The following is a 26,677-nucleotide window of genomic DNA, read 5'->3' as shown; positions in this document are numbered from 1 at the left end:
CCCCGAGAAAGAGACAAAGAGGAGAACAGCCATGGGTTCGGTCCGAGTGGCGATCGTGGGCGTGGGCAACTGCGCCGCGTCGCTCGTGCAGGGCGTGCACTACTACGCCGACGCCGACCCCGCCCAGCGGGTGCCGGGTCTGATGCACGTCGACTTCGGCGGCTACCACGTCCGTGACCTCGAGTTCGTGGCCGCGTTCGACGTCGACGCCAAGAAGGTCGGCCAGGATCTCGCCGACGCCATCTCTGCGTCGGAGAACAACACGATCAAGTTCGCGGACGTCCCGCCGACCGGGGTGACCGTCCAGCGCGGCCACACCCTCGACGGCCTCGGCCGCTACTACCGCGAGATCATCACCGAGGCCGACAGCGAGCCGGTCGACATCGTCGCGGCGCTGCGCGAGGCCCGCGCCGACGTGCTCGTCTCCTACCTGCCGGTGGGCAGCGAGGACGCCGACAAGTTCTACGCGCAGTGCGCCATCGACGCCGGCGTGGCGTTCGTGAACGCGCTGCCGGTCTTCATCGCCTCCGACCCGGAGTGGGCGCAGAAGTTCACCGACGCGGGCGTCCCGATCGTCGGCGACGACATCAAGTCCCAGGTGGGCGCCACGATCACCCACCGCGTCCTCGCGAAGCTCTTCGAGGACCGCGGCGTCCACCTGGACCGCACGATGCAGCTCAACGTCGGCGGCAACATGGACTTCCAGAACATGCTCGAGCGCGAGCGCCTGGAGTCGAAGAAGACGTCGAAGACCAACTCGGTGACGTCGCAGATCGACCGCGACATGGGCAAGGGCAACGTCCACATCGGCCCGTCGGACCACGTCCCGTGGCTCGACGACCGGAAGTGGGCGTACGTGCGCCTCGAGGGCCGCGCGTTCGGCGACGTGCCCCTCTCGCTCGAGTACAAGCTCGAGGTGTGGGACTCCCCGAACTCCGCGGGGATCATCATCGACGCCGTCCGCGCCGCGAAGATCGCCGCCGACCGCGGCATCGGCGGCCCGCTGCTCGCGCCGTCGTCGTACTTCATGAAGTCGCCGCCGGAGCAGTACCGCGACTCCGTGGCCTACGACCGCGTCGAGGAGTTCATCCGCGGCGAGCGCGGCCCGGCCTGACGGTTCCGGGTTTCTGAGCGAAGGGCACCTTCGATCGGATAGACCGGCGAGGGGCGCCCTTCGCCGAAAACCTCGGTGCGAGCCGGTTGTGAGCGAAGGGCCCCTTCGGTCGGATAGATCGACCGAAGGGGCCCTTCGCTCATCACGGGGTCGGTGAGCGGTCACGCCGCGCGGGCGGTCAGGGCCCGGGCCTCCTCGAGGGCGGCCCGCAGCTTGCGCCGGACGCCGTCCGGGTCCTCCCGCAGCTCCCTCGGGGTGACGGGGACGACGATGTACCCGGCCGCACCGAGCTCGCCCTGTCGCCGCATGGTCGCGTCGAAGGTGTCGAGGTCGGCGTGGTGCTCGAACGAGTGGAGCTCGATCACCAGCGGGACGCCCTCGACCAGTCCGTCGACGCGGGCGAGCAGGGAGCCGTCCGGGCGGCGGAGATCGGCGTTCCAGCGGACGACGGGGAAGTCGTCCATACCGTTGACCAGGTCGCGCAGCCACGCCTCGGCCGCGGAGCGGATGCCGTCCTCGAGCTCGACGATGACGGTGCGCACCAGGGCGGCTCCACGGCACGAGCCCGCCTCGATCTCCTCGCGGAGGGCGGCGACGGTCACCATGTGCCGCTGCACCGCCTCGCACAGGAGGGCGCGCACCTCGTCGATCCGCATGAGACGGCGGGCGCCGTCGAGCAGGGCCCGGGGTAGCGCCGCGCAGCGGACGTCGTCGAGCACGCGGGACGTCGGCATCCGCTTCGTGCGTTCGGCGAGCAGGAAGTTCTCGGATCGGTGACGAACCTTGTGGCCGATCAGGACGTGGACGACCTCGTGGTCGGGCACGTTCCGCAGTCCGTGCAGCCGGCACGCGGCGAGCCCGGTGACGAGCGCGCTCTCCCCGGTGACGAGCAGGGCGGCGACGAGGCGCTGGTGGACGGTGAGCGTTCCCCTGGCCAGGGCCACGAGCCCGAGGAGCGGGCGCCACCAGGAGCCACCGACCTTGCGGCACCGGAAGGCGATCGTGCTCGACGGGACGCCGAGCGCGCGGAGATCACGGACAAGGATGAGGCCGTCGGGAGCGGCAGCGTTGACCGCGTCCCAGTCGACCCGTGCACGACGAGGCATACCGGGTTCGACGCAGCGGCGGCCCCGCCGGATCCCTTTCTGAACGAAGGGGCCTCTCGCTCAGAACCACGCTCGGCGCCGATGCGGGTCGGCGCTGGGCCGGCGTTCTGGCGAGGGGCGCCCCTCGCTCATCTATCCGATCGGAGGTGCCCTTCGCTCAGAACCGCGCTCGGTTCAGCCGCGGCCCGCGTTCCGGCGAGGGGCGCCCCTCGCCCATCTATTCGACCGAAGGTGCCCTTCGCTCAACGGGCCGCGCGCGCTCCCGGGCTCAGCGAACGATGTTCACCAGGCGCCCGGGCACCACGATGACCTTGCGCGGCTCGGCGCCCGCGAGGAGCTCGGCCACCTTGGCGTCGGCCAGGGCGGCGGCGCGGACGTCGGCCTCGACGGCGGCCGCGGGCACCGTGATCCGCGAGCGGACCTTTCCGTTGACCTGGATGGGGTACTCCACCGAGTCCTCGACCAGCAGCGCCGGGTCGGCCTCGGGGAACGGCTCGTAGGCCAGCGACCCCGGGTGGCCCAGACGCGACCACAGCTCCTCGCCCAGGTGCGGGCACAGCGGCGCGAGCAGCAGCACCAGCGGCTCGACCACCGACCGCGGCGTGCCGCCGTTCGGATAGGTCTTCGTCAGGTGGTTCGCCAGCTCGATGAGCTTGGCGACCGCCGTGTTGTAGTGCATCGCCGGGAGGTCGGTGCGCACGCCGTCGATCGCCCGGTGCAGGGCGGTCAGGGTCTCGCGGTCCGGCTCGGCGTCGGAGACCCGCAGCTCGCCGGTCTGCTCGTCGATCACCAGCCGCCACACGCGCTGCAGGAAGCGGTGCGAGCCGACGACGTCGCGCGTGGACCAGGGCCGCGAGGCCTCCATCGGGCCGGTCGACATCTCGTAGAGCCGGAAGGTGTCGGCGCCGTAGGCGTCGCACATCTCGTCGGGCGTCACCACGTTGCGCAGCGACTTGCCCATCTTCCCGTACTCCTGGCGGACCGGCTCACCGTTCCACGTGAATCCGGTGGCCGAGGAGGAGTCCTCGACGACCTCCTCCGCCGGCACGTAGACCCCACGCGCGTCGGTGTAGGCCCAGGCCTGCACGTAGCCCTGGTTGAACAGCTTGCGGAACGGCTCCGACGACGTCACGTGGCCGAGGTCGAAGAGGACCTTGTGCCAGAACCGCGAGTACAGCAGGTGCAGCACGGCGTGCTCGACGCCGCCGACGTACAGGTCGACGCCGCCCGGGTCGCCCGGCGAGCGCGGCCCGAGCCAGTAGCGCTCGACGTCGGGGTCGACGAAGCGCTGCGCGTTGTGCGGGTCGAGGTAGCGCAGGTAGTACCAGCACGAGCCGGCCCACTGGGGCATCGTGTTGGTCTCGCGCAGGTACTCGGCGAACGCCCGCTCCGGGTCCGAGGGCAGGTCCTCGTCGAAGTGGACCCACTCCGTGGCCCGCGCGAGGGGCGACTCCGGCGAGGAGTCGCGGTCGTCGGGCGCGAACGACTTCGGCGAGTAGTCCTCGACGTCGGGCAGCAGTACCGGCAGGTCCGCGTCCGGCAGCGCGCGCGGGATCGACGGGCCGCCGTCGGTCTCGCCGTCGGCCGCGTACGCCACCGGGAACGGCTCGCCCCAGTAGCGCTGACGGGAGAACAGCCAGTCGCGCAGCTTGTACTGCACCACCGACTCGCCGGCGCCCTTGCCGGCCAGCCAGGTGACGATCGCGGCCTTGGCCGGGTCGACCTCGAGGCCGTCGAGGCTGATCTCGTCGTTGGCGGAGTTGATCGCCGGGCCCGCGCCGACGTACGCCTCACCGGCGAAGTCGTCCGGCGGCTGGACCGTCCGGCGGATGGGCAGCCCGAACACCGTCGCGAAGTCCCAGTCGCGCTGGTCCTGGCCGGGCACCGCCATGATCGCGCCGGTGCCGTAGCCCATGAGGACGTAGTCGGCCACGAAGACCGGCAGCGGCTCGCCGTTGACGGGGTTGGTGGCCCAGGCGCCGGTGAAGACACCGGTCTTGTCGCGGGCCTCCTGGCGCTCGAGGTCCGAGCGCGAGGCGACGACGCGGCGGTAGCCCTCGATCGCCTCCGCAGGCGTCGTGGCGCCGCCGGTCCAGCGGCCGTCCAGCTCCTCGCCCGTCAGCGGTGACGGCCAGGCGTCGGGCGTGAGCGCGTCGACCAGCGGGTGCTCGGGCGCCAGCACCAGGTACGTCGCGCCGAACAGGGTGTCGGGACGGGTGGTGAACACCTCGATCGGGCCCGCGGCGGAGTCGAACCGGACCTGGGCGCCCTGCGAGCGTCCGATCCAGTTGCGCTGCATCGTCTTGACCGACTCGGGCCAGTCGACGCCGTCGAGGTCGTCGGCCAGGCGGTCCGCATACGCGGTGATCCGCATCATCCACTGGCGCAGGTTGCGCCGGAACACCGGGAAGTTGCCGCGCTCGGAACGCCCGTCGGCGGTGACCTCCTCGTTGGAGAGCACCGTGCCCAGCGCCGGGCACCAGTTCACCGGGGCATCGGCCAGGTAGGCCAGCCGGTGGGAGTCGAGGACGCGGTCCTGGTCGGGCCGCGAGAGCGTCGTCCAGTCCCGGCCGTCGGGCAGCGCGCGGATGCCGGCGGTGAGCTCGTCGGAGAGCTCACTGATCGGCCGGGCGCGGCCGGCCTCGGTGTCGTACCAGGAACCGTGGATCTGCAGGAAGATCCACTGCGTCCACCGGTAGAAGTCGGTGTCCGTGGTGGACACCGAGCGGTGCTGGTCGTGGGCCAGGCCGAGCTGACGGATCTGGGCGCGGTAGCGCGCGATGTTCGCCTCGGTCGTGGTCCGCGGGTGCGTCCCGGTCTGCACCGCGTACTGCTCGGCGGGCAGACCGAACGCGTCGAAGCCCATGGTGTGCAGCACGGTGCGCCCGCTCATGCGCAGGAAGCGCCCCAGGACGTCGGTGCCGATGAACCCCAGCGGGTGCCCGACGTGCAGCCCGGCGCCGGACGGGTAGGGGAACATGTCCATCAGGTAGAACTTCTCGCCCTCGGGCGGCGGGCCGTCCGGGGACGGGTTCGCCACCGCGAAGGTGTCCGCGGACTCCCAGTGGTCCTGCCAGCGCCGTTCGATCTCGTTCGCGAGCGCGGCGGTGTAGCGGTACGGCGGTGCGCCGTGGCCGCTGTTGCCGCTGCCGGCGCTCTCGACGCTGTCGGCGCGGCTCGCCACCTCGGGCTCGGCGGTCACGACTTCCTCCTGGGGCTCGACCTGGGGTCCTCCCGCGGGATCCCGCGGCGGGTCCGGCGCCGCACGACGGGGCACCGCGGATCCCTGCGAGGACGCATCGAGCCTACTCTGGGGGTGTGATCGTCCCGGCCCTGGTCCTGGCGGTGGCGGCCCTGGTGGTGGGCGGCGCCGGCGTCCTCGCGATGTTCCACCGCCTGCCCCGCAACCGCGTGCTCGGCGTGCGCACCGTGTGGACCATGGGCAGCGTCGACGCCTTCCGTCGCGCCAACCGCGCCGCCGCGCCGGCGTTCGTCGGCGCCGGCCTCGCCGGGCTCGTCGGGGCGGTCGCCGCGCCCCTGGCCGCCACCACCGCGGCCGCCGTGACGATGCTCGTGCTCGGGGCGCTCGCCCTGGTCGGCCTGCTCGGCGCCGGGGGCGTCATCGGCTCGCGGTTCGCCGACGCGGAGCACGCCGAGAACGACGCGCTCATGGCGCTGCCCGCGACGCCGTGCACGGCCGTCACCCCCGAGGAGAGGCCCGCCGACTGCGCGCCCGCCACCGGGATCTGCGGCGGGTCGTGCTCGATCTGCCCCCGCGCGCAGGCCGTGACCTGAGTCACCAGCCCCAGGTGCCCGGCGCGCCCTTGAACGGGCCGACGACGTCCGCGGTGATCCAGCCGCCGTAGAACCCGCCCGGCTGCGGCTCGACCCGCTCGCCGTCGAGGGTGATCTCGTCGAACGGGGCGGGGTAGAGCGCGACGCGGTCGGCGAGCTGGGGGTAGACGGCGCTCACGTCGTCCTCCGGGTACCACCAGCCGATGTCCTCCAGCGGCGCCGCGCCGGGGACCACGACGTCGACGTAGCGCGCGGTGCCCTTCCACTCGCAGACCGTGCGGCGCTGCGCCGGGCGCAGGACGCCGTCGGCGAACGCCGTGCGCGGCAGGTACCACGTCGGCGGGTGGCTCGTCTCGAGCACGCGGACGAGGTCGTCGGTGTCGACGACGACCGTGCCTGCGTGGGTCACCACCGCACGCCGGCGTACGGCCTCGGCCCGCGGGGGGCGGGGGTAGTCCCACACCGATTCCTGCCCGGGTCCGGGTTCGACGCGTCGCACGGAGCTGACGCTAGGTGGTTCGGCGGCGTGAGGCCCGGCGAGCGAACGGGGACTTCGGACGCATAGAAGCAGCGAACAGCGCGTTCGCTGCAACACCCGTGCGCGGACCTGCGACGGCGTGCGTCGCGAACGGGGACTTCGGACGCAGAGAAGCAGCGAACAGCGCGTTCGCTGCGGAAGGGGGCGGCGCGGCTCAGTTGCGGCGCGGCTCGCTGACGTGGGTCGCGAGGAGGGCGAGGGGGACGCCCTGGCGGCGCAGCACGCCGCCCCAGAGGTCGTAGCCGGCGGGCGCGAGGACGTCGTCGGGCAGCGCCGGCACGACGTACCAGTCGCCGCGGCCGATCTCGCCGTGGAGCTGGCCGCGGTCCCAGCCGGAGTAGCCGGCGAACACGCGCAGGCCGCGGACGCGGGGGGCGAGGTCGTCGGGGTCGCCGTCGAGGTCGACCAGCGCCACCGGCCCCCGCACGCCGACGACGCCGCCGGTGCTGGCCGGGTCCTCGCCGGTGCGCAGGGCCGCGAGGCACAGGGCGGTGCGCTGCTCGACCGGTCCGCCGACGAAGACCGCGTCCGGGCTGGTGGTGTGCGGTCCCCACGACGGCAGGACGTCGGCGACGGAGACCTCGCTGGGCCGGTTGAGCACGACGCCGAGGGTGCCGGCGGGGCGGTGGTCGATGATGAACACGACCGACCTCGCGAAGTTCGGGTCGGTCAGGGTCGGGGCGGCCACGAGGAGCGTCCCCGCCTCGACCTCGGCCTGCTGATGCTCACCCACACCACTGGCCACGCATCCATCGTCGCACCGGCACATCACGTCGCGGCAGGCACGTCGGCATGGTCACGCGGTGGTCACGAACGGCGCCGGGGTCGGTGGGCCGGGTGCCGGGGAGCGGGCGGTGGGACGGGGCACCGGGGTCCCCCGAACAGGTGCCGATATCGGACATCGGCTCCCGGGACCGCTCCCGCCCCCGACCGCGTAGCGTGGACGCCCGTGTCCGTCGCACCTGGCCCGACCGCTCCGGCGGCCGAGGGCGCGACCCTGTCCCGCGGGCCGGTCCGGCGGCTCCGTGAGCTCCTGTTGCACCCCGGTTTCGGCAAGCTGCTGACGGTGCGGCTGGCCGCCCAGTGGGGCGACGGCGTGTTCCAGGCGGCCCTCGGCGGCCTGGTGCTGTTCAGCCCGGAGCGCGAGGCCGACCCCGTCATGGTCGCGCTCGGTCTGGCCACCGTCCTGCTGCCGTATTCACTGATCGGCCCGTTCGCCGGCGCGCTGCTCGACCGGTGGGACCGGCGCCGGGTGATGGTCGTCGCGGGCGCCGTGCGCGGGGTGCTGACGCTGCTCACGGCGGGCGTGGTGCTCGCGGGGGTCACGGGCCCGGCGCTCTACCTGGGCGCGCTGGCCACCATCGGCGTGAGCCGCTTCATCCAGGCCGGCCTGTCCGCGGCGTTGCCGCACGTGGTCGCCCCCGAACACCTCATCGGCGCGAACTCGCTGGTCACGACGTCGGGCGCGGTCGCCGCCGCGATCGGCGCCGGCTGCGCGATCGGGGTCCGCGGGATCATCGGCCCCGAGGACGCCGACGCTGCGTGGACGACGTCCGTCGCCGCGGTCGGTTCGCTCGTGATCGTGCTCGTCGCCGCGACGATCGTCCGGGGCTCCCTCGGGCCCGACGAGCGCACCGAGGCCGCGCAGGCGCTGCGGGCCGTGGCGCATGGCCTCGCCGACGGGGCGCGGGCCGCCCGTGACGCCCCCGGGGTGCTGGCCGCGTTCGGTGCGGTCGCCGCCCACCGGCTGGCGTTCGGCGTCACGACGCTCGTGGTGATGCTGCTGATGCGCAACTCGCTGACCGACGTCGGCCCGTTCAAGGCCGGGATCGCCGGGCTGGGCGAGGTGGTGGCCGCCGTCGCCGCGGGTCTCGGGGTCGCCGCGGTGGTGACGCCGTGGCTCACCGGCAAGGTCGGGCGCGCCGGCACCGTGCGCGTGATGCTCGTGCTCGCTGCCGTCGCCCTGCTCGGGCTCGGGCTCCCGATGACGCTGCCGACGATCCTCGCGGGCTCGTTCGTGCTCGGGCTCGTGGGCCAGGCGATCAAGCTCTGCTCGGACGCCGCCGTGCAGCGCGAGGTGGGCGACGACGTCCGCGGGCGGGTGTTCTCGCTGTCGGACACCACCTTCAACGTCACCTACGTCGTCGCCGTCGCCGGTGCGGCCTTCCTCGCGCCGCCGAGCGGGCGCTCGCCGCTGCTCCTCGTGCTGGCCGCCGCGATCTACCTGCTCGGCCTGGTGGTGCACGAGCTCGCCCTGCGCTGGCAGCAGGACCGTCAGGGCGGCACCCAGCCGGCCGCACCCTCGGCGACCAGCGCGTCCACGGCACCGTCGCCGTCGGTGTCGACGAGCAGCACGTCCCAGCGCGCCGACGGCCCCGGCCCGGACGACAGGTAGGCGAGCTCCGCGCGCCCGTCGCCGTCCGCGTCGACGAGCAGCTGCTCGGCGCGCCCGTCGCCGTCGAGGTCGGACACCACCTCCGTGCCCGGCTCGTGGTCGGCGTCCACCGCGACGCCGTCGAGCACCCCGTCGCCGTCGGTGTCGAGCGCCGCCACCCCCTGTGCCGAGCGCCCGCGCACGTCGGACCAGGTCAGCGACGCACCCACCGCCGGCCCCGTGGTCGATCCCGCGTCGAACGCCGCCCGCGCATCCCACAGCCCCCGCCCGGACGGGTCGGTGTAGGCGTGGTCCGGACGGCCGTCGTCGTCGAGGTCGAGCACCGAGTGGTCGGCGACGCCGTCGCCGTCGGCGTCCCACAGCGCGTCGTCGACCCGCCCGTCGCCGTCGAAGTCGAGCGCCACCGCATCGGCGTCGCCGGCCGGGCCGAGGTCGAGGTCGGCGGCGGAGACGTGCCGGTGCACCGGACCCTCCCCGGTGCCGAACACGTAGGCCAGAGATGTCACACCCGGTTCGACGCAGGCGTCAGGCGTCCGGTTCCGTCCCGGTCTCGATCCCGGTCTCGATCCCGGTGCCGATCCCCTGGTCGGCGGCCCAGCGCAGCAGCTCCTCGCGGGCCTCGTCGTGGTCCAGCGGCCCGCGCTCGAGGCGGACGTCCTTGAGGTGGCGCCACGCCCTCCCCACCAGCGGTCCCGGCGGGATCCCCAGCAGCTCCATGATCGCGTTGCCGTCGAGGTCGGGGCGCACCCGCGCGAGGTCCTCCTCCTCGGCGATCCGGGTGATCCGCTCCTCGAGGTCGTCGTAGGAGCGCTGCAGGGCCGCGGCCCGCCGCTTGTTGCGGGTCGTCGAGTCCGAGCGCACCAGCTTGTGCAGGCGCTCGAGCAGGGGCCCGGCGTCGGTGACGTAACGGCGGACGGCCGAGTCGGTCCACTCGCCCTTGCCGTAACCGTGGAAGCGCAGGTGCAGGAACACGAGCTGCGCGACGTCCTCGATGACGTGCTTCGGGTACCGCAGCTCCCGCAGCCGCTTGCGGGTCATCTTCGCGCCCACGACCTCGTGGTGGTGGAAGCTCACGCGCCGACCCGGCTCGACCTTGCGCGTCGCGGGCTTGCCGATGTCGTGCAGCAGCGCGGCCAGGCGCAGCACGAGGTCGGGCCCGCCGTCGTCCGGGCTCTCCCGTCCGATCGCCTGCTCCAGCACCGTCAGCGAGTGCTCGTAGACGTCCTTGTGCTGGGCGTGCTCGTCGATCTCCAGGCGCATCGCCGGCACCTCGGGCAGCACGACGTCGGCCAGTCCCGTGTCGACCATCAGCTCGATGCCGCGGCGCGGGTAGGTGCCGAGCAGCAGCTTCGAGACCTCGGTCTGCACCCGCTCGGCGGTGATCCGGGCAAGCTGCGGGGCCATCGCCGTCATCGCCTCCCGCACCCGCGGCGCGACCTCGAAGCCGAGCTGCGAGACGAACCGCGCGGCGCGCAGCAGGCGCAGCGGGTCGTCGGTGAAGGAGGTGGTCGGGTCGGTCGGGGTGTCCAGCACGCCGCGGGCCAGGGCCGCGAGCCCGCCGTACGGGTCGACGAACGTCCGGTCGGGCAGCGAGAGCGCCATTGCGTTGGCGGTGAAGTCCCGCCGCACGAGGTCACCCTCGACGGTGTCGCCGAACGCGACGACCGGGTTGCGGGTCACGCCGTCGTAGGCGTCGGCACGGAAGGTGGTGATCTCGCAGGTCACGCCGTGACGGACCGCGCCGACCGTGCCGAAGGCGATGCCCGTGTCCCACACCGCGTCCGCCCACCCCGACACGAGCCGCTGGATCGCGTCGGGCCGCGCGTCGGTGGTGAAGTCCAGGTCGCTCGACGACCGACCGAGCAGCGCGTCACGCACGCTGCCGCCGACGAGGTAGAGGCGGTGGCCGGCGTCGGCGAACCGCCGGGCGAGCTCGTCGGCCACGGGGGCGTAGCTCAACATCTCGACCACCGCCGCATGATCGGCGCCGGTCGTGGACGAGGGGGCTGGCGCGGGTCCGGGCACGACGGGACAGCGTACCGCGAGCAGGAGGAGTCGCCGGGAAGGGCGGATCCCCGAGAACGACACCCGCGCGTCGACCGGCCGACAGATCCCCGTCACCGCAGGGGCGCCGTACGATCGCGGGCGTGTCCAGCCCGTCACGCCGGTCCGGCGACCGGCGACGACGGGGCTCCCGGCGGCGGATGCGCACGGTCGACGAGACCTCGGCGGGGGGCCTCGTCGTCGACGCCACGGGGGCCAGTGCCGCCCTCATCGGGCGCCTCGACCGCCGTGGACGCCTGCTGTGGTCCCTCCCGAAGGGGCACCTCGAGGAGGGCGAGACCGCCGAGCAGGCCGCCGTGCGCGAGGTCGAGGAGGAGACCGGCATCATCGCGTCCGTGCGGGCGTTCCTCGGCAGCATCGACTACTGGTTCGTGGCCGAGGACCGCCGGATCCACAAGACCGTGCACCACTACCTGCTCCGCGCCCACGGCGGGGAGCTCTCCGACGAGGACGTCGAGGTCACCGAGGTGGCGTGGGTCCCGCTCGGCGAGCTCGACTCGCGCCTGGCCTACGCCGACGAGCGCCGCCTGGTGCGCCGCGCCGCCCAGATCCTGGAGGAGTCGGCGTGAGCCCTCCCCGCCGCCCGCGGGGAGTTCGTCGTCTCCGTCCGCCGCGGACGACCCGGACGACCCGGACGACCCGGACCTCGGGGGCCGGCGTCGTGCTCGCCCTGGTGGTGGGACTCGTGGGGCTGCTGCTCCTGCTCGCCTCCCCGCTCGCGGTCGCCGCACCGGCCGCGCCGGCCGCGCCCCGGGCGGACCCGCCCCGGCCCGTCGAGGTCGTGCTCGACACGATGGCGCCGCGGGTGGTCACCGCGGACGGGCCCGGCGAGCTCGTCGTCAGCGGGCGGGTCGTGAACCGGTCGGCGGTCACCGCGCGCGACGTCGGTGTCCGCCTCGAGCGCGGCGCCGCCGTCTCCGGCGAGCGGGCGGCCCTCGCCGCGCTCGAGGGGCAGGGCTCCGGCGCGACGGTGCGCACGCCGACGGTCGAGGTGGCGCCCGAGATCGCCCCCGGCACCGAGGCACCGTTCGTGGTGCGGGTGCCGATGGGCGGGTCCGGGTCGGGATCGCTGGGGCTCGCCGCGCCCGGCGTCCACCCGCTGGTGGTGACCGTCGACGGCGCGCTCGGCAGCTCCGCCGCCGGCCGTCTCGGCGCCGTCCGCCTCCTCCTGCCGGTGGTGGGCGTTCCGGGCGCGGGGCCGCCCGCCGCGCCGCCGGTCGGACGCGCCGCGGCGGTCTCGCTGCTCTACCCCCTCGCCGACCGCCCACGGCGCGTCCCCGTGGTCCCCGGCGCCCCGACCCTGCTCACCGACGACGAGCTGGCCGCCTCCTTCGCGCCCGGGGGCCGGCTCGCGGGACTGGTCGACGCCCTCGGCCGGTCGGCACCGCTCGGCTCGGCGCCGGCCCGGTCGGTGTGCCTCGCGGTCGACGCCGACCTGCTCGAGACCGCGCAGGCCATGGCCGAGGGCTACCAGGTACGCACCCCCGGCGGCACCGTCCTCGGAGTCGGCGCCGTGGCCGCGGGCCGGTGGCTCGACGCGGTGCGCACCCAGGCCCGGGGACGGTGCGTGACCGCGCTGCCCTACGCCGGCACCGACCTGGTGGCGACGACCCGCGGCAACCGTCCCGACCTCACCGCCGCCGCGATCACCACGGCGACCCGCCGGGTGGGCGACATCCTCGGCGTCGAACCCGTGCCCGACACCGTGTGGCCCGCCGGTGGCCTCGCCGACGCGCGCAGCGTCGCCGACCTCGCCTCCGGCGGCACCCGGACTCTGCTCCTCGACGGCGACGTGCTCGCCGGCACCCCTCCGCCCGGGGCGCTCGCCCGGCTCGCGGAGCCGGCCGGCGAGGGTCCGACGGTCGTCGCCCTCGACCCGGTCGGGGCCGAGGCGCTCGGCCCGCGCGCCGGGGACGACGACGCGGGGGACTCCACCAGCCCCGCCGGGACCTCCGGCCCCCTCGCGGCCCAGGACGCCCTCGGGATCCTCGGGCTCCGCGCGCTGGACACCCCGGACGGGGACGCCCCCGCCGTCGACGTGCTCGCCCCGCCCGCCGACTGGGCCGCGGACGAGACCGAGGCGGGTGCGCTGCTCACCGGCATCGCCGACCTCGCCCGCCTCGGTCTCGCCCGCCCGGTCGACCTCGGCGCCCTGGTCGGCCCGGTCGTCGCCACGACGCCGCTGCCGCGGGCGACGACCGGGTCCCGCGAGGTCGCCGCGCTGCCCGAACCCCTGGTCGCCCGGGCCGGCGCGGTGGTCGACCGTCAGCGCGAGCTGCTGGCGGCCACCGAGCGCGACGGCGTCGGCGCCCCCTCCCCGTCGGATTTCGTCGAGCCGCTCACCGACGGGGTGCTGCGCAGCCTCTCCGCGTCCTGGCGCGGTGACCCGGCCGCCCAGGACACCCAGCTCGGCGCCGTCGAGCGCCAGGTCGACGAACTGCGCTCGCTGGTGCGGGTCGTCCAGCCGTCGGGCTCGTACTCGCTGGGCACCAACGACGCCCCGCTGCTGCTCACGGTGGAGAACCGGCTCCCGGTCGCCGTGCGCGTCCAGGTCGTGCTCGAGCCCACGAACGGTCTGCGGACCGCGCCACTGCCGGTCGTCACCGTCCCCGCGTTCGGGAGCCGGCAGGTGCAGGTCGAGGTCGAGGTGACCCGCGCCGGACAGTTCGCGGTGGACGCCCGGGCGCAGACACCGGGGGGTGAACCTCTCGGTCCCACGGCTCGTCTGCTGCTGCGATCGACGGCCTACGGCACGATCACGGTGTGGTTGACCGCGTCCGCAGCCGTCGTGCTGGTGATCCTGGCGAGCGTGCGGATCGCTCGCCGGGTGCTGGCGGCCCGACGCGACCGGAGGTCCCGCCGCAGACACCGCCGGGGCGACCCGCCGACCGGTGGGGGCACGGAGGGGACGGACCTCCCGACACGCGAGCTGCAGAAACGGTGACCGCCCGCGACCCGGGCCGCCGGCCGGACGACGCGCCCGCCGACGAGACCGGGCGCCGGCCCGACCCCGAGGCGGCTCCCGACGTCGTCCCGCCGCCGCCCCCCGGCGACGTCCCGCCCGAGCGCGCGGACGGCCTGGGGCGTGGACGGGCACCGGACGGACCCGACGCCCCGGGCGGACCGGACGCCCCGGGCACGCGACCCGCGTCACCTCCGGCCCCGCCGGGCCCGCCGGCCCCGCCTCCCGGGGCACCGCAGGCCGGCCCGCGCCACCCCGGGCCGCCGCCCCCGCCCGCGCCCCCACGTCCCCCGCCTGGCGCGCCCGCGGGCGCAGCACCGGGCCGCCCGCAGGGCCCCGGACGCCCACCCCACCCGTCGTCCGGCCGCCCGGGCCCACCGCCGGGACGGCCGCCGTCCGGCGGACCACCCCCCGGCGGTCCTCCACCCCGCGGCGGCCCGCCCCGCAGCGGCCCGCCCCACGGCGGCCCACCTCCCGTGCCTCCGCGCCCGCCGGGCTCGCCCCCGGGCGTCGCCGCCGGCGAGCCGTCCACCACCGGCCTCACCGCCCCCACCGCGGCGGTCGAGGCCGTCGACGTCACGGGCACCGCCGACCCGGCCGACGCGGGGGACCTGGACGCCACCGTGCCCGGTCGTCCGGCGGTCGACCCGCACCGCACCGAGGCCCTGCCCCGGGCCCCCCGCGACGAGCGGACCGTCCGCACGGCGCGCCCGGCCCCGCTCGCGTCCTGGAGCGTCGCCGGGTCGCTCGAGGAGACCGTGCTGCTCCCGCGGGCCCCGCTGGAGCAGGACGCCCCGGCCGTCCCCGCGCCGCGCTCGCCCGCCGACGAGGCCGGGCGCGACGACAAGGCGCTCGTGAAGGCCTCCGGCGGCATGGCCGTCGCGACCCTCGTGAGCCGTCTCACGGGCTTCCTGCGCACGCTCGGGCTGACGGCGATCGTGGGCCTGAACCTGGTCGGCAGCTCGTTCAACGTCGCGAACACCCTGCCGAACATCGTCTTCGAGCTCCTGCTCGGCGGCGTGCTGACCAGCGTCGTCATCCCGGTGCTCGTGCAGGCCGCGAAGGAGGACGGCGACCGCGGCGACGCGTTCGCCCAGAAGCTGCTCTCCGGCGCGAGCGTCGGCCTGCTGGTCGCCACCGCCCTGGCGACGGTGGCCGCGCCGCTGCTCATCCGCCCCTACCTCGATCCGAGCGTCGACGTCGAGCTCGCGGTGGACTTCGCGTACCTGCTCCTGCCGCAGATCTTCTTCTACGGCATGGGCGCCCTGTTCGGCGCGATCCTCAACTCGCGGGCCAACTTCGGGCCCGCCGCGTGGGCCCCGGTGCTCAACAACGTGGTCGCGCTCGTGTCGCTCGGGATCTACGCGGTGCTGCCCTCGCCGCCCGTGGGCATCTCGACCACCCAGCTGCTGGTCCTCGGCCTCGGCAGCACGCTGGGGATCGTCGTCCAGGCGGCCGTGATGGTGCCGGCGATGCGCCGCGTCGGCTTCCGGTGGAAGTGGCGGTTCGGGTGGGACCGCCGGCTCTCCGCGTTCGGGGGCCTCGCCGCCTGGGTCGTCGGGTACGTGCTGGTCAGCCAGGTCGGCCTCTCCGCGATCATGCGGGTCGCGTCCGGGGCGGACGACGGCGGACCGGCCATCTACAGCTACGCCTGGCTGCTGATCCAGGTGCCCTACGGGGTGCTCGGCGTCTCGCTGCTGACCGCCCTGATGCCCCGGATGAGCGCGGCCGCGGCGAACGGGCGCACCGACCAGGTCGTCGCCGACCTGTCCCTCGGCACACGGCTCTCGACGGTGACGCTGCTGCCGATGAGCGCGCTGCTCACGGTGTTCGGGTCCCAGCTCGGCGTGGCACTGTTCAGCGTCGGGCGCTCCGGTCCCGACGGTGCCGCGGCCCTCGGCGGCGCCATGGCGGCGTCGGCGTTCGGTCTGCTCCCGATGGCCGTCGTCATGCTCCAGATGCGCGTCTTCTACGCGATGAACGACGCCCGCACGCCGACCCTGATCATGGTCATCATCACCGCGATCAAGGTGCCGATGGCCTACCTCTGCCCGGTGCTGCTGCCCCCCGAGCAGGTCGTGCTCGGCCTGGCCGGGGTCAACGCGTTCGGCTTCGTCGTGGGTCTCGTCGTCGGCAACATCTGGCTGCGGGTGCGCCTGGGCCACCTGCACACCCGCCGGGTGCTGCGCACGTTCGTGCTCTCGCTGCTGGCCTCGATCGTCGCGGTGCTCGTCGCCGTGCTCTGCGTGACCCTGCTCGAGCGGGTGCTCGGGGGCAGCGGCTCGCTCGTGCTGCGGTCGTGGATCGTGCTCGTCACCGGCTCGACGATCTTCCTCGTCGTCGTCGCCGTCGCGATGCGGCTGCTGCGCGTCCCGGAGCTCGACCCGGTGGTCTCGCGGCTGCGCCGGCTCGTCGGGCGCGGGAAGGCACCCGCGAGCTGACCGGCGCGCCGATCGTGACGTGTCGACGCCCCCGGCCGGGCAACCTGCACGACGGGCCCGGCGTCCCCCGAGGCGGACCGTCGGTCCCGTAAGCTCGCACGGCGTCGAGGGGGAGGTGAGAGCGGTGGCCGGCGAACCGTCGGGGGAGCGCTCGCCCGCGAGCCCCTCGTCCGAGGACACCGAGGCCGCGGGCCGGGAGTCGACGGGGCGCGACACGCCCCCGCCGCAGGGTCCGCCCCGGCGTACCGGCGTCGGCATCGACGGGCCGACCATGCACGTCTCGCGCACCGAGGCCGCGTCGTCGAGCTCCTCGTCCGGCCCCTCGTCCGGGACGGCCACCGCGGACACCCCCGATCCGGCCGGCAACGGCGGCACCAACGGGTCCGGCGCCGGACGGTCCCCCCGCGGACCCGCCGCCCAGGGCCCCGGTCCCGCCGGGCCTCCCGGTCCGCCGTCGGGTCCCTTCCCGGCGCCACCCCGCCGGCCGGGGCGCGGCCAGGCCGGTCCCGCCGGGGCCCCGCGACGCCCCGGTCCTCCGTCCGGGCCCTTCCCCGCGGCCGGACAGCTCATGCCGGGCACCCTGCTCGCCGACCGCTACCGGCTGGTGGCGGAGGTGGGCCGCGACCGCAGCGCCGACGCGGCCCTGTGGAAGGCCCGCGACGTCATGCTCGAGCGCGACGTCGCCATCACGCTGCTCGTCGGCTCCTGGCAGGGCGACGCGCGGGCGTCCGCGGCGCTGTCCCGTGCCACCCGCTCGGCCCACTTCGAGCACCCGCACTCCGCCCGCATCCTGGACGTGGTGCGCCCGGGCGGCAGCCCGCTCCCGCCCGGCGTGCTCGGCGCCGCGGTCGCCGAGTGGACGCCGGGCCGCGACCTCGCCGAGCTCGTCGCCGACGGCCCCCTGCGCCCCAGCGCGGCGCTGCGCGTCATCGAGCCCCTCGCCGACGCGGTGGCCGCCGCGCACCGCAGCGGGCTCGTCCTCGGCCTCGACCACCCGCAGCGCGTGCGGGTCAGCGCCCGGGCGGCCACCCGCCTCGCGTTCCCCATGCCCCGCGGCGACGCCTCGAACGCCGACGACGTCCACGGCCTCGGCGCCCTGCTCTACCTGCTCCTCACCGCCCGCTGGCCCGGTGCCGAGGGCGCCCGCACCCCGGCGGGCCTGCGGCCCGCGCCGCACGGCCCGGACGGCGCCCCGGTCTCCGCCCGCCAGCTGCGGCCCGACATGCCGACGGAGCTCGCCGCGCTCGTCGACCGCACCCTCGACGAGGACGGCGGCATCCGCACCGCCGCCGCCGTGCACCGTCTCGTCACCCAGATGCGGGAGGGCCTCGAGGACGACGGCGTGCTGCTGCCGGTGCTCGAGAACGGCCAGACCATCGACGCCGACGACCCCACCGAGGTCTGGCACGACGACGCGGTCCCCGAGCCGGGGCCCGACCCGTCCCGCCGGCGCAAGCTCCGCCTCGGCGTCACGGCCCTCGTGCTGGCCACGCTCGCGATCCTCGGGTTCGTCACCTACCAGGTCGTCTCGGTCGTGGCCGGCGGCGGCTCGTCGGCGCCGCCGGTCGTGGTGATCCCGCCCGAGACCCCGGCGCCCGCCGCGGCCCCCGCCTCGCCCGGGGCTCCGGCGCCGGCCCCCGCGCCCGCCCCGGCCGGACCGGTACAGCTCTCCAGCGTCGCCGTCTACAGCCCGGCGGGCAGCCCGGACAACCCGACCCGCATCAACCGCGCGGCCGACAACAACCCGTCGACCACGTGGTCGACCTCGGAGTACCGCCAGCAGCTCCCGGCGCTCAAGCCCGGGATCGGCATGATGACCACCTTCACGGCCCCGTCCGCGGTGTCGGCGGTGACGGTGCGCTCGCCCAGCCCCGGCACCCGCATCGAGATCCGGTCGGCGCCCGCGGCGGACGTGCCCATCGCCGGGACCCAGCTCCTCGGCGCGGGCACCGTCGAGGGCGACGAGCTGCGGATCCCGCTGCAGGCCGCACCGCCCACCGGCAACCTGCTCGTCTGGATCACGGCGCTGGGGCAGGACGACGACGACCGCTACGTCACCGAGCTCGCCGACGTGACGATCGAGCGCGCCCAGCCCTGACCACCTTTCCCGAACGGCCACGGCCGCGGGCCGCCCGCGGCTAGCGTCCTGCTCCGTGCCCGACCGGTCCGACCCGCGCAGCGACCGCGAGCTGCTCGCGGCGCACGTGGCGGGCCAGGCAGGGGCGTTCGACGAGATCGTGCGCCGCTACGCCGAGCGGCTGTGGCTGCTCGCCTTCCGCACCCTCGACCACCGCGAGGACGCCGCCGACGCGGTGCAGGAGACGTTCGTGTCCGCCCTGCGCAGCGCACACCGCTACCGCGGCGAGTCGGAGGTCTCCACCTGGCTGCACCGGATCGCGGTCAACGCCTGCCTCGACCGCATCCGGCGCCGCCGCACCCGGGCCGTCGACCCCCTCGCGGGCCACGACCTCCCGACGCCCCGCGACGGCATCGACGACCACCTGACCCGGCTGACCGTCGCCGACGCCCTCGCCGCGCTGCCCGACGGTCAGCGGCTCGCCGTCGTGCTCGTCGACGTCCACGGCTTCTCCATCACCGAGACCGCCGAGATCCTCGGGGTGCGGGAGGGCACCATCAAGAGCCGGTGCGCCCGCGCACGCGGCCGTCTGGCCGGGCTGCTCGGCCATCTGCGCCCGCGGGACGCGACCGTGGTCCCGCTCGGGAACGCCGAGGGCGCCGGCGACGTCCAATCCACGAGTGGCCCGGGCGGACGGGACCGGAGAGGAGGGGCATCGTGAACGACGACCGAGACGAGGAGCCCGCCGACGACCGCCTCCCCGACGGTCCCGGCCCGGCCGACCCCGAGGTCGCGGCGGCGCTTGCCCGGACCCGGGCCGACCTCGCCGCGCACGGGGCGCGCACCCCCGCGATGCCGACGGGTCTCCTCGACGACATCGACCGGGCCCTGGCGGCCGAGCGCGCCGATCCCGGAGGGACCCGGACCGACGTCCCCGGCCCCGCGCGACCCCGCCGGCGGCTGCTCGCCGGGGTGGCGGTGGCGGTCGCCGCGGCCGCCGCGGTGGTGGCGGTGGTCGTCGCCTCCGCGGCTACGCCGTCGACCGACGCCCCGGCACCGACGGCGGCGCCGGTCCCCGGAACACCCCGGCTGAGCAGCGGCGACGGGGTGTCGGCGCTGCGTGCCGGCCTCGGTCGCGCGGACTACGGGCCGCTCGCCGCCCCGGCCCGTCTCGACGGCTGTCTCGCCGCGCACGGGGTGGCGGCCGGCACCCGGCCCGCCGGGGCCCGGCAGGTGGTCGTGGACGGCCGGCCCGGCGTGCTGCTCGTCCTGCCCACCGGCGTGGCCGCGCGCTTCCGCATCCTCGTCGTGGAGCCGGGATGCGGGCCCGGGACACCGCTCACCGTCTCCGACACGCTCGTCGGCCGGTGAGCGGGCCCGCGCGGGGAATCCTGAGGGGTCCCGGGACGTTGACGCCCACGTGAGCGACCAGACCATCCACGACGTAATCATCGTGGGCTCGGGACCGGCCGGGTACACGGCGGCGGTCTACGCCTCGCGGGCCCAGCTCGACGTGGTGGTGTTCGAGGGCAGCCAGTTCGGTGGCGCCCTCATGACCACCACCGGTGTCGAGAACTACCCCGGCTTCGCCGAGGAGATCCAGGGCCCCGAGCTGATGGACCAGATGCGCCGGCAGGCCGAGCGCTTCGGCGCGGTGCTGCGCCCCGAGGACGTCGACGCGCTCGACCTCACCGGGGACGTCAAGTCGGTGCGCGCGCACGGCACCGAGTACCAGGCCCGCGCCGTCATCCTCGCGATGGGCGCCCAGGCCCGCTACCTCGGCGTCCCCGGCGAGGAGAAGCTGCTGGGCCGCGGCGTCAGCGCCTGTGCCACCTGTGACGGCTTCTTCTTCCGCGACCACGACATCGTGGTGGTCGGCGGCGGCGACTCCGCGATGGAGGAGGCCACCTTCCTCACGCGGTTCGCCCGGTCGGTGGCGATCCTGCACCGGCGCAGCGAGTTCCGGGCATCCGGGATCATGCTGGACCGCGCCCGCAAGGACCCGAAGATCACCATCCGGACGGACACGGTGGTCGAGGAGGTCCTCGGCGACACCACCGTCGAGGGCGTGCGCGTCCGCAACACCGTGAGCGGCGAGGAGGAGACGCTGGAGGTCAGCGGCTTCTTCGTCGCCGTCGGCCACGACCCGCGCTCGGCGCTCGTGCGCGACGTCGTCGAGACCGACGACGAGGGCTACGTCCGCGTGGCCCTGCCCGGCACCGGCACCAACATCCCCGGCGTCTTCGCCTGCGGCGACCTCGTGGACCACACCTACCGCCAGGCGATCACCGCCGCCGGCAGCGGGTGCCAGGCCTCCATCGACGCCGAGCGCTGGCTCGCCGAGCAGCCGAGCAACACCCGCGACACCGCGCCGCCGCCCACCCCGGGGGTGGACGGGGCCGAGGTCGACGAGCTCGACTCGATCCACGCCCGCGACGGTGGACCGACGGCGCGTCGGGGCACCCACGGGTCGGTGGACGAGGGATCGTCCGAGCCCGCGGGCGACGCCGTGCCCGCCCCGTCCTGACCCGCCCCTGACCGCCCTGACCAGTACCGTCATCCGTCCCCTGGGAGAGGAAAGCCGCCGATGAGCGCGCCCGTGAACGTCACCGATGCCACCTTCGCCGACGAGGTCCTGGGCAGCGACAAGCCCGTCGTCGTCGACTTCTGGGCGACCTGGTGCGGCCCCTGCAAGATGGTCGCGCCGGTCCTCGAGGAGATCGCCGCCGAGCACGGCGACAAGCTGACCGTGGCCAAGCTCGACATCGACCAGAACCCGGCCACGGCGCGGGACTACCAGGTCATGTCGATCCCGACCCTGCTGGTCTTCCAGGGGGGCAAGCCGGTCAAGCAGATCGTCGGCGCCAAGCCGAAGTCCGTGCTGCTCGACGACCTCTCCGACGTGCTGGCCTGACTCCTGCCTGATCGACCGCTCGTCGCCCCGGCGCCGGGTGACCGTCCCCACGACGGCCGCCCGGCGCCGTCGCGTGTGCGCCCGCCGCGCCCGAACCGTGACCCGCGACCCCGGATCGACCGTGCCCCGCTGCACGGTGTGACGCCACGGACAGGGCACAATGAGACGCCAGTGAAGCGCGACCACACGTGGAGTCCGGAAGCGGACGAGGACGATCGGGAGCGAAGTGCATGCAGCTGCTGAGCCGCGGTGACGCCGGCCCGCCGGTCGCCGAGGTCCGCGCAGCACTCGAGGAGATGGGCATCCTCGAGCCCGCCGGGCCCGGTCCGGCCCTGTTCGACGATCTGCTCGAGCAGGCGGTGCGCATCTTCCAGCAGCACCGTGGGCTGATCACCGACGGCATCGTCGGCCCGGCGACCTACCGGGCGCTGCGCGACGCCCGCTGGGCGCTCGGCGACCGCATGCTGCTGCTCAACACCCAGCAACCGCTCACCGGCGACGACGTCTTCTCGCTGCAGGAACGCCTCCTCGAGCTCGGGTACGACTCCGGCCGCGCGGACGGCGTCTTCGGACGCCAGACCGAGCAGGCGCTGCGCAGCTTCCAGCGCGACTACGGCATGAGCCCCGACGGGATGTGCGGGCCGCGCACGCTGCGCCACCTCGGCTACCTCGGACGCAAGGTCACGGGCGGACGCCCCGGCCTGCTGCGCGAGCAGGAGCGGCTGCACAAGGCCGGCCCCCGCCTGTCGGGGAAGCGGATCGTCATCGATCCCGGGCACGGGGGCGCCGATCGCGGCGTGTCGGTCGGCCAGGGCGCCGACGCGGTCACCGAGGCCGGCCTCGTCGCCGACATCGCGCGGCGCCTCGAGGGCCGCATGGCGGCCGCCGGCATGGAGGCCCTGCTCTCCCACGGCCCGCAGGACTGCCCCACCGACGCCGAGCGCGCCGGGTTCGCCAACTCCGCGGGTGCCGACGTCGTGCTCTCGCTGCACGTCGACGCCAACGCCAGCCCGGCCGCCAACGGCCTCGCCGCGTTCCACTTCGGCACCGGCACGGGCGCCACCTCCACGGTCGGCGAGGCCCTCGCGGGCTTCATCCACCGCGAGCTGCTGGCGCGCACGCGCATGCTCGACTGCGGGGTGCACCCGCGCCCGTGGGAGCTGCTGCGGCTGACGCGGATGCCCGCGGTGCGCGTCGAGATCGGCTACCTCACCAACGACCGTGACCGCGCCGCCCTGCTCGACCCGGGGTTCCGCGACGTCGTCGCCGAGGGCATCCTCGTCGCGGTCAAGCGGCTCTACCTGCTCGGGCAGGACGACAAGCCCACGGGCACGTTCACCTGGGCCGAGGTCCTCCAGCGCGAGAGCAACCGGCCCGCCGGCGTCTGACTCACCGGCGGGCCGCGCGGGGCCGGGTCAGCCGCTCGCCCGTGCGGGCGCGGCGGCGGCCGGGGCCGTCGAGATCGTCACGGTGCCCAGCAGCTGGGCGATGGCGGCCTCGACGTCCTCCTTCCAGTTGAAGCCGGTGCGCAGCTCGTAGCGCATCCGCGGCCACCGGGGGTGCGGCGCGACGGTCTTGAACCCGACGGCTCGCAGGAACGCCGCCGGCAGGATGCACGTCGGTGTCCCCTGGTCGGTGCGCCCGTGGCCCTCGGAGCGCGGACGCTCACCGTCGTCGGCGAACGCCTCGACCGCCTTGACGCCGCGGCGCGTCAGGTCGCGCACCACGTCCTGCACGAGCAGGCGGCCGAGACCCTCGCCGGCGAAGTCCGGCAGGACGTGCACGCCGCACAGCAGCACGGCGTCGGGGGACACGGGCGCCGTCGGGAACGCGGCCGCCCGGGGCACGACCGTCGGCGGGGCGTAGAAGGCGAAGCCGGCCGGGACGCCGTCGACGTGGGCGATCCGCCCGCAGGAGCCCCACTCGAGCAGGACACCGGAGACCCAGGCCTCCTTCTCGAGCTCGAGCGTGCCGAACTCCTCGGCCTGATCGCTGAGGTGCGGGGGGATCTCCCAGTAGACACAGCGACGGCTCTGCTTCGGCAGCTCCTCGATGTTGTCGAGGGTGACCCCGACACAGGTCCGCGACACGCGTCCCGCCTTCCCCGACTCGATCTGCATCTGAGGCTCGTGCCGGGGGCGACTGTGCCTCGCGGCGACCTCCGACCGGATGTCCGACGCGAGGATACGGTCACGGCTCCCGGCTCCGCCCCGCCCGGGTCCCCCGGGTGGAGGAATGGCCGTTCCGATGTCACCCGGTGCGGTCGTCGACGCCGCCGGCCGTGGCTCTCCGTCGATCTCAGGCGCCCTGAGATCGACGCTGAGAGCCTCGACGATCAGTCCTGGGATGGTGGGCCCGAGGAGGGGTCTCGTCCCATCAGACGAGCGATGCGCTCCAGATCGTCCACCGAGCCGAACTCGACGACGATCCGGCCCTTCCGCTGACCCAGCTCGACCTTGACCCGGGTGTCGAAGGTGTCCGACAGCCGTTCGGCGAGGTCCTGCAGCCCCGGAGCGTGCATCGGCTTGCGGGCCGGTGCGCGCCTGGTCGCCGCCGGCCGGTCACCCCGGGCGAGCGTGACCGCCTCCTCGGCGGCGCGGACCGACAGGCCCTCGGCCACGATGCGGGCCGCGAGCTCCTCCTGGGTGGCCGCGTCGTCCAGGCCCAGGAGGGCGCGGGCGTGCCCGGCCGAGAGCACTCCGGCGGCGACCCGGCGCTGTACCGCGACCGGCAGGCGGAGCAGGCGGATCGTGTTGGTGATCGCCGGACGGCTCCGGCCGATGCGGTCGGCGAGCTGCTCGTGCGTCACGTCGAACTCGGTCAGCAGCTGCTGGTAGGCGGCCGCCTCCTCCAGCGGGTTGAGCTGGACGCGGTGGATGTTCTCGAGCAGCGCGTCGCGCAGCAGGGTGTCGTCCGGCGTCCGGCGGACGATGGCCGGGATGTGCTCGAGGCCGACCTTCTGGGCCGCCCGCCAGCGCCGCTCGCCCATGACGAGCTCGTGGGTCAGCGACGGCCCGCCGTCGAGCCCCGGCTCCGGCTCGGCCAGCTCGCGGACGACGATCGGCTGCAGCAGCCCGAACTCGCGGATGGAGTGCTCGAGCTCGGCGAGCGCCTCCTCGTCGAACACCGACCGGGGCTGGCGCGGGTTGGGGCGGATCCCGTCGAGACGCACCTCGCGGTAGACCGCGCCGGCGACCTCGCCGGAGGGCTCCGCCCCGGCGGTGGGCGCGGCGGTGGAGTCGTCCGCGGGGGTCGTGGTGACGCCGTTGGTGCGGCGCGCACCGAACACGACGTCGGCCGCCTGGTTGCCCAGCCCGTGCCGCGGCGGCGCGGCGTGCCCGGCGTTTCCCGCCGTCCCGTCCGTCTCCGGGGGGCCGGTGGGGATGAGGGCGGCGAGCCCGCGCCCCAGCCCGCCCCGCCGCTCGACCCTGTCCGTCCGCTCCGTCACCGTGCCCCCTCGCCCTCGGGCTGGCGTCGCACGAGCGTGCGCGCCGCGAACTCCCGGGCGGCGTCGAGGTAGCTCATCGCTCCCCGGGAACCCGGGTCGTAGGTGAGCACCGTCTGCCCGAACCCGGGTGCCTCGGACACCTTGACGCTGCGGGGGATCACCGTGCGGAGCACGACCTCGCCGAAGTGGTTGCGCACCTCGGAGGTCACCTGGTCGGCGAGCTTGGTGCGGCCGTCGTACATCGTCAGCAGGATCGTCGAGACGTGCAGCCCGGGGTTGAGGTGCGACTGCACGAGCGCGATGTTGTTGAGGAGCTGGCTCAGGCCCTCGAGCGCGTAGTACTCGCACTGGATCGGGATGAGCACCTCGGGCGCCGCGACCATCGCGTTCAGCGTGAGCAGGCCCAGCGAGGGCGGGCAGTCGATGAGCACGTAGTCCACGTCGAGCCGGTCGAGGGCGTCGGGCGTGAGGGCGTTCTTGAGCCGCGACTCGCGGTTGAGCATCGACACGAGCTCGATCTCCGAGCCGGCGAGGTCGATCGTCGCCGGCACGCACAGGAGGTCCGACGAGCGCTCGCACACGGCCGCAGCCTCGTCGATCGTCATCTCACCGAGGAGGACCTCGTAGATCGACGGCGTCCCGCTGCGGTGGTCGACCCCGAGCGCGGTGCTCGCGTTGCCCTGGGGGTCGAGGTCGATGACGAGCACCCGCGCCCCGTGCAGCGAGAGCGCCGCGGCGAGGTTGACCGCGCTGGTCGTCTTGCCGACGCCGCCCTTCTGGTTGGCGACGGTGATGATGCGGCGCTCGGACGGGCGGGGGAGCCGGTGGTCCTCGGGGTGCAGCACCCGCGCCGCGCGGGCCGCCTCCTCCGCGATCGGGGTGAGGCCCTCGTCCTGCGGGTAGAGCACCTCGCCGGCGCCGACCACGCCCGCGCCGACACTCGCCGCCGCGTCGCTGACGGCCTCGCGCACCTTCTCGGCAGAGGGTCGGTCGCCGCGCGTTTCACGTGGAACGGTGCGGCCGGACGGAGAGGTCGGTCGCTCAGTCACGGGCTCGATCCTTCCTGCCGCGGGCGCGGCCTCCGGAACCGGGGGAGGGGCGGCCGCGTCGCTCGCTCCGGCTTACCAGCACGACGGTGGTCGCCGCGTCTCCCACGCCGCAGTGCACCACCCGGGGGTCGTCACCACCCGCCGCGCGAATCTCCTTCAGGTCGCGCTCGATCTCGCTCGCCGCGCTCGCACCCTTCATCGCCGCCAGGATCCCACCCGGTCGCACGAGCGGGAGCGTCCAGGTCGCCAACCGCCCGATCGGCGCGACGGCCCGGCCGGTGACGACGTCGCTCTCGCCGCACCGGCGTCGCGTCTCGCGCTCCTCCGCGCGTCCGCGCACGACGGTGACCGAGAGCCCGAGCTCCCCGACCACCCGCTCCAGCCAGGTGACCCGACGGGCCATGGGCTCGAGGAGCGTGATGACGAGGTCGGGTCGCGCCAGGGCCAGCGGGATGCCGGGGAGACCGGCGCCGGACCCGACGTCCACGACGGTCGCGTCCGCCGGCAGGACCTCGCCGACGGCAGCACTGTTGAGGACGTGGCGGTCCCACAGCCGCGGGAGCTCCCGGGGCCCGATCACGCCCTGCTCGTGCCCCGGCCCGGCGAGCAGCGTGACATACCGTTCGGCCGCCGGGAGCCGCTCACCGAAGACGGCCGCAGCGACGTCCGGGGTCTCCGGCACGGCCACCGCCGCCGAGGGTGCGGACCCGTCGGTCTCCCCGCCGTGGGTCGTGCTCACCGTCGTGTTCCACGTGGAACACGACGCCCACGGAG

General features: G+C 75.0%; 21 protein-coding genes. 12 read left to right on the top strand and 9 right to left on the bottom strand.

The annotated features are described in order from the left end of the window. Positions 1-31 precede the first annotated feature (31 nt). A complete protein-coding gene (locus WCD41_RS10400; protein ID WP_337713309.1) occupies positions 32-1,114 on the top strand; it encodes an inositol-3-phosphate synthase in 1,083 nt (360 codons plus the stop codon). 161 nt (positions 1,115-1,275) lie between these two features. On the opposite strand, the gene WCD41_RS10395 is transcribed toward WCD41_RS10400, so the two are convergent. Beyond that, positions 1,276-2,220 (bottom strand): putative endonuclease domain-containing protein, encoded by a 945-nt coding sequence (locus WCD41_RS10395; RefSeq protein WP_337713308.1) that lies wholly within the window; start codon positions 2,218-2,220, stop codon positions 1,276-1,278. A gap of 268 nt (positions 2,221-2,488) precedes the next feature. Then, the gene (locus WCD41_RS10390) at positions 2,489-5,404 is read right to left on the bottom strand and encodes a leucine--tRNA ligase (RefSeq protein ID WP_337713371.1); all 2,916 of its coding nucleotides are present in this window, start codon (positions 5,402-5,404) and stop codon (positions 2,489-2,491) included. A 134-nt stretch (positions 5,405-5,538) separates the two neighbouring features. On the opposite strand from WCD41_RS10390, the gene WCD41_RS10385 reads away from it, so the two are divergent. Beyond that, a complete protein-coding gene (locus WCD41_RS10385) occupies positions 5,539-6,015 on the top strand; it encodes an SdpI family protein (RefSeq protein ID WP_337713307.1) in 477 nt (158 codons plus the stop codon). A 1-nt stretch (position 6,016) separates the two neighbouring features. Here WCD41_RS10385 and WCD41_RS10380 read toward each other — a convergent pair whose 3' ends face one another. Together WCD41_RS10380 and WCD41_RS10375 are read right to left on the bottom strand one after the other, a co-directional pair. Further along, entirely contained in the window at positions 6,017-6,514 is a 498-nt protein-coding gene (locus WCD41_RS10380) for a DUF427 domain-containing protein (protein WP_337713306.1), read from the bottom strand. Positions 6,515-6,707: 193 nt separating this feature from the next. After that, positions 6,708-7,298 (bottom strand): YqgE/AlgH family protein, encoded by a 591-nt coding sequence (locus tag WCD41_RS10375; RefSeq protein WP_337713305.1) that lies wholly within the window; start codon positions 7,296-7,298, stop codon positions 6,708-6,710. 204 nt (positions 7,299-7,502) lie between these two features. Between WCD41_RS10375 and WCD41_RS10370 the strand changes: the two genes are divergently transcribed. Further along, entirely contained in the window at positions 7,503-8,948 is a 1,446-nt protein-coding gene (locus WCD41_RS10370) for an MFS transporter (RefSeq protein ID WP_337713304.1), read from the top strand. Positions 8,949-9,473: 525 nt separating this feature from the next. Here the strand turns inward: WCD41_RS10370 and WCD41_RS10365 are convergent. Then, positions 9,474-10,973 carry a CCA tRNA nucleotidyltransferase gene (locus tag WCD41_RS10365; RefSeq protein ID WP_337713303.1) on the bottom strand — a complete coding sequence of 500 codons (1,500 nt, stop codon included), beginning with the start codon at positions 10,971-10,973 and terminating at the stop codon, positions 9,474-9,476. A 179-nt stretch (positions 10,974-11,152) separates the two neighbouring features. On the opposite strand from WCD41_RS10365, the gene WCD41_RS10360 reads away from it, so the two are divergent. The 9 genes from WCD41_RS10360 (at position 11,153) to WCD41_RS10320 (ending at position 22,794) form a co-directional block, all read left to right on the top strand. Then, positions 11,153-11,581, top strand: coding sequence for an NUDIX hydrolase (locus WCD41_RS10360; RefSeq protein ID WP_337713370.1), 429 nt, complete (start codon positions 11,153-11,155; stop codon positions 11,579-11,581). Then, a complete protein-coding gene (locus tag WCD41_RS10355; protein ID WP_337713302.1) occupies positions 11,578-13,956 on the top strand; it encodes a DUF6049 family protein in 2,379 nt (792 codons plus the stop codon). Before WCD41_RS10360 ends, WCD41_RS10355 begins: the two co-directional genes overlap by 4 nt. Positions 13,957-14,450: 494 nt before the next feature. Continuing rightward, positions 14,451-16,415 (top strand): murein biosynthesis integral membrane protein MurJ, encoded by a 1,965-nt coding sequence (gene murJ / locus WCD41_RS10350; protein WP_337713301.1) that lies wholly within the window; start codon positions 14,451-14,453, stop codon positions 16,413-16,415. 124 nt (positions 16,416-16,539) lie between these two features. After that, the gene (locus WCD41_RS10345; RefSeq protein ID WP_337713300.1) at positions 16,540-18,513 is read left to right on the top strand and encodes a protein kinase family protein; all 1,974 of its coding nucleotides are present in this window, start codon (positions 16,540-16,542) and stop codon (positions 18,511-18,513) included. A 55-nt stretch (positions 18,514-18,568) separates the two neighbouring features. Continuing rightward, positions 18,569-19,213, top strand: coding sequence for an RNA polymerase sigma factor SigM (sigM, locus tag WCD41_RS10340; RefSeq protein ID WP_337713299.1), 645 nt, complete (start codon positions 18,569-18,571; stop codon positions 19,211-19,213). Next, positions 19,210-19,863 carry an RsmA family anti-sigma factor gene (locus WCD41_RS10335; RefSeq protein WP_337713298.1) on the top strand — a complete coding sequence of 218 codons (654 nt, stop codon included), beginning with the start codon at positions 19,210-19,212 and terminating at the stop codon, positions 19,861-19,863. Before sigM ends, WCD41_RS10335 begins: the two co-directional genes overlap by 4 nt. A gap of 49 nt (positions 19,864-19,912) precedes the next feature. Continuing rightward, positions 19,913-21,019: a thioredoxin-disulfide reductase gene (gene trxB / locus WCD41_RS10330; protein ID WP_337713297.1), complete on the top strand. Its 1,107-nt coding sequence runs from the start codon at positions 19,913-19,915 to the stop codon at positions 21,017-21,019. Between the two features lie 60 nt (positions 21,020-21,079). Then, on the top strand, positions 21,080-21,406 hold the full coding sequence (gene trxA / locus WCD41_RS10325) for a thioredoxin (RefSeq protein WP_274203755.1): 327 nt from the start codon (positions 21,080-21,082) through the stop codon (positions 21,404-21,406). A gap of 230 nt (positions 21,407-21,636) precedes the next feature. Beyond that, a complete protein-coding gene (locus WCD41_RS10320) occupies positions 21,637-22,794 on the top strand; it encodes an N-acetylmuramoyl-L-alanine amidase (RefSeq protein WP_337713296.1) in 1,158 nt (385 codons plus the stop codon). Between the two features lie 27 nt (positions 22,795-22,821). Here the strand turns inward: WCD41_RS10320 and WCD41_RS10315 are convergent, their stop codons facing one another. The 4 genes from WCD41_RS10315 to rsmG form a co-directional block, all read right to left on the bottom strand. Continuing rightward, positions 22,822-23,496 carry a GNAT family N-acetyltransferase gene (locus WCD41_RS10315; protein ID WP_337713369.1) on the bottom strand — a complete coding sequence of 225 codons (675 nt, stop codon included), beginning with the start codon at positions 23,494-23,496 and terminating at the stop codon, positions 22,822-22,824. Between the two features lie 245 nt (positions 23,497-23,741). After that, positions 23,742-24,854, bottom strand: coding sequence for a ParB/RepB/Spo0J family partition protein (locus tag WCD41_RS10310; protein ID WP_337713295.1), 1,113 nt, complete (start codon positions 24,852-24,854; stop codon positions 23,742-23,744). Next, positions 24,851-25,762, bottom strand: a complete 912-nt coding sequence (locus tag WCD41_RS10305; protein ID WP_337713368.1) for a ParA family protein — start codon at positions 25,760-25,762, stop codon at positions 24,851-24,853. The genes WCD41_RS10310 and WCD41_RS10305 overlap by 4 nt, the downstream gene beginning before the upstream one ends. Positions 25,763-25,895: 133 nt before the next feature. Beyond that, positions 25,896-26,591 carry a 16S rRNA (guanine(527)-N(7))-methyltransferase RsmG gene (gene rsmG / locus WCD41_RS10300; protein ID WP_373695111.1) on the bottom strand — a complete coding sequence of 232 codons (696 nt, stop codon included), beginning with the start codon at positions 26,589-26,591 and terminating at the stop codon, positions 25,896-25,898. Positions 26,592-26,677 lie beyond the last annotated feature (86 nt).

The sequence above is a fragment of the Actinomycetospora aeridis genome (genome assembly GCF_037400275.1).
Taxonomy (GTDB): domain Bacteria; phylum Actinomycetota; class Actinomycetes; order Mycobacteriales; family Pseudonocardiaceae; genus Actinomycetospora; species Actinomycetospora aeridis.
Note: the sequence above shows the minus strand (reverse complement) of the source record. Positions and strands in the feature narration are given on the sequence as shown.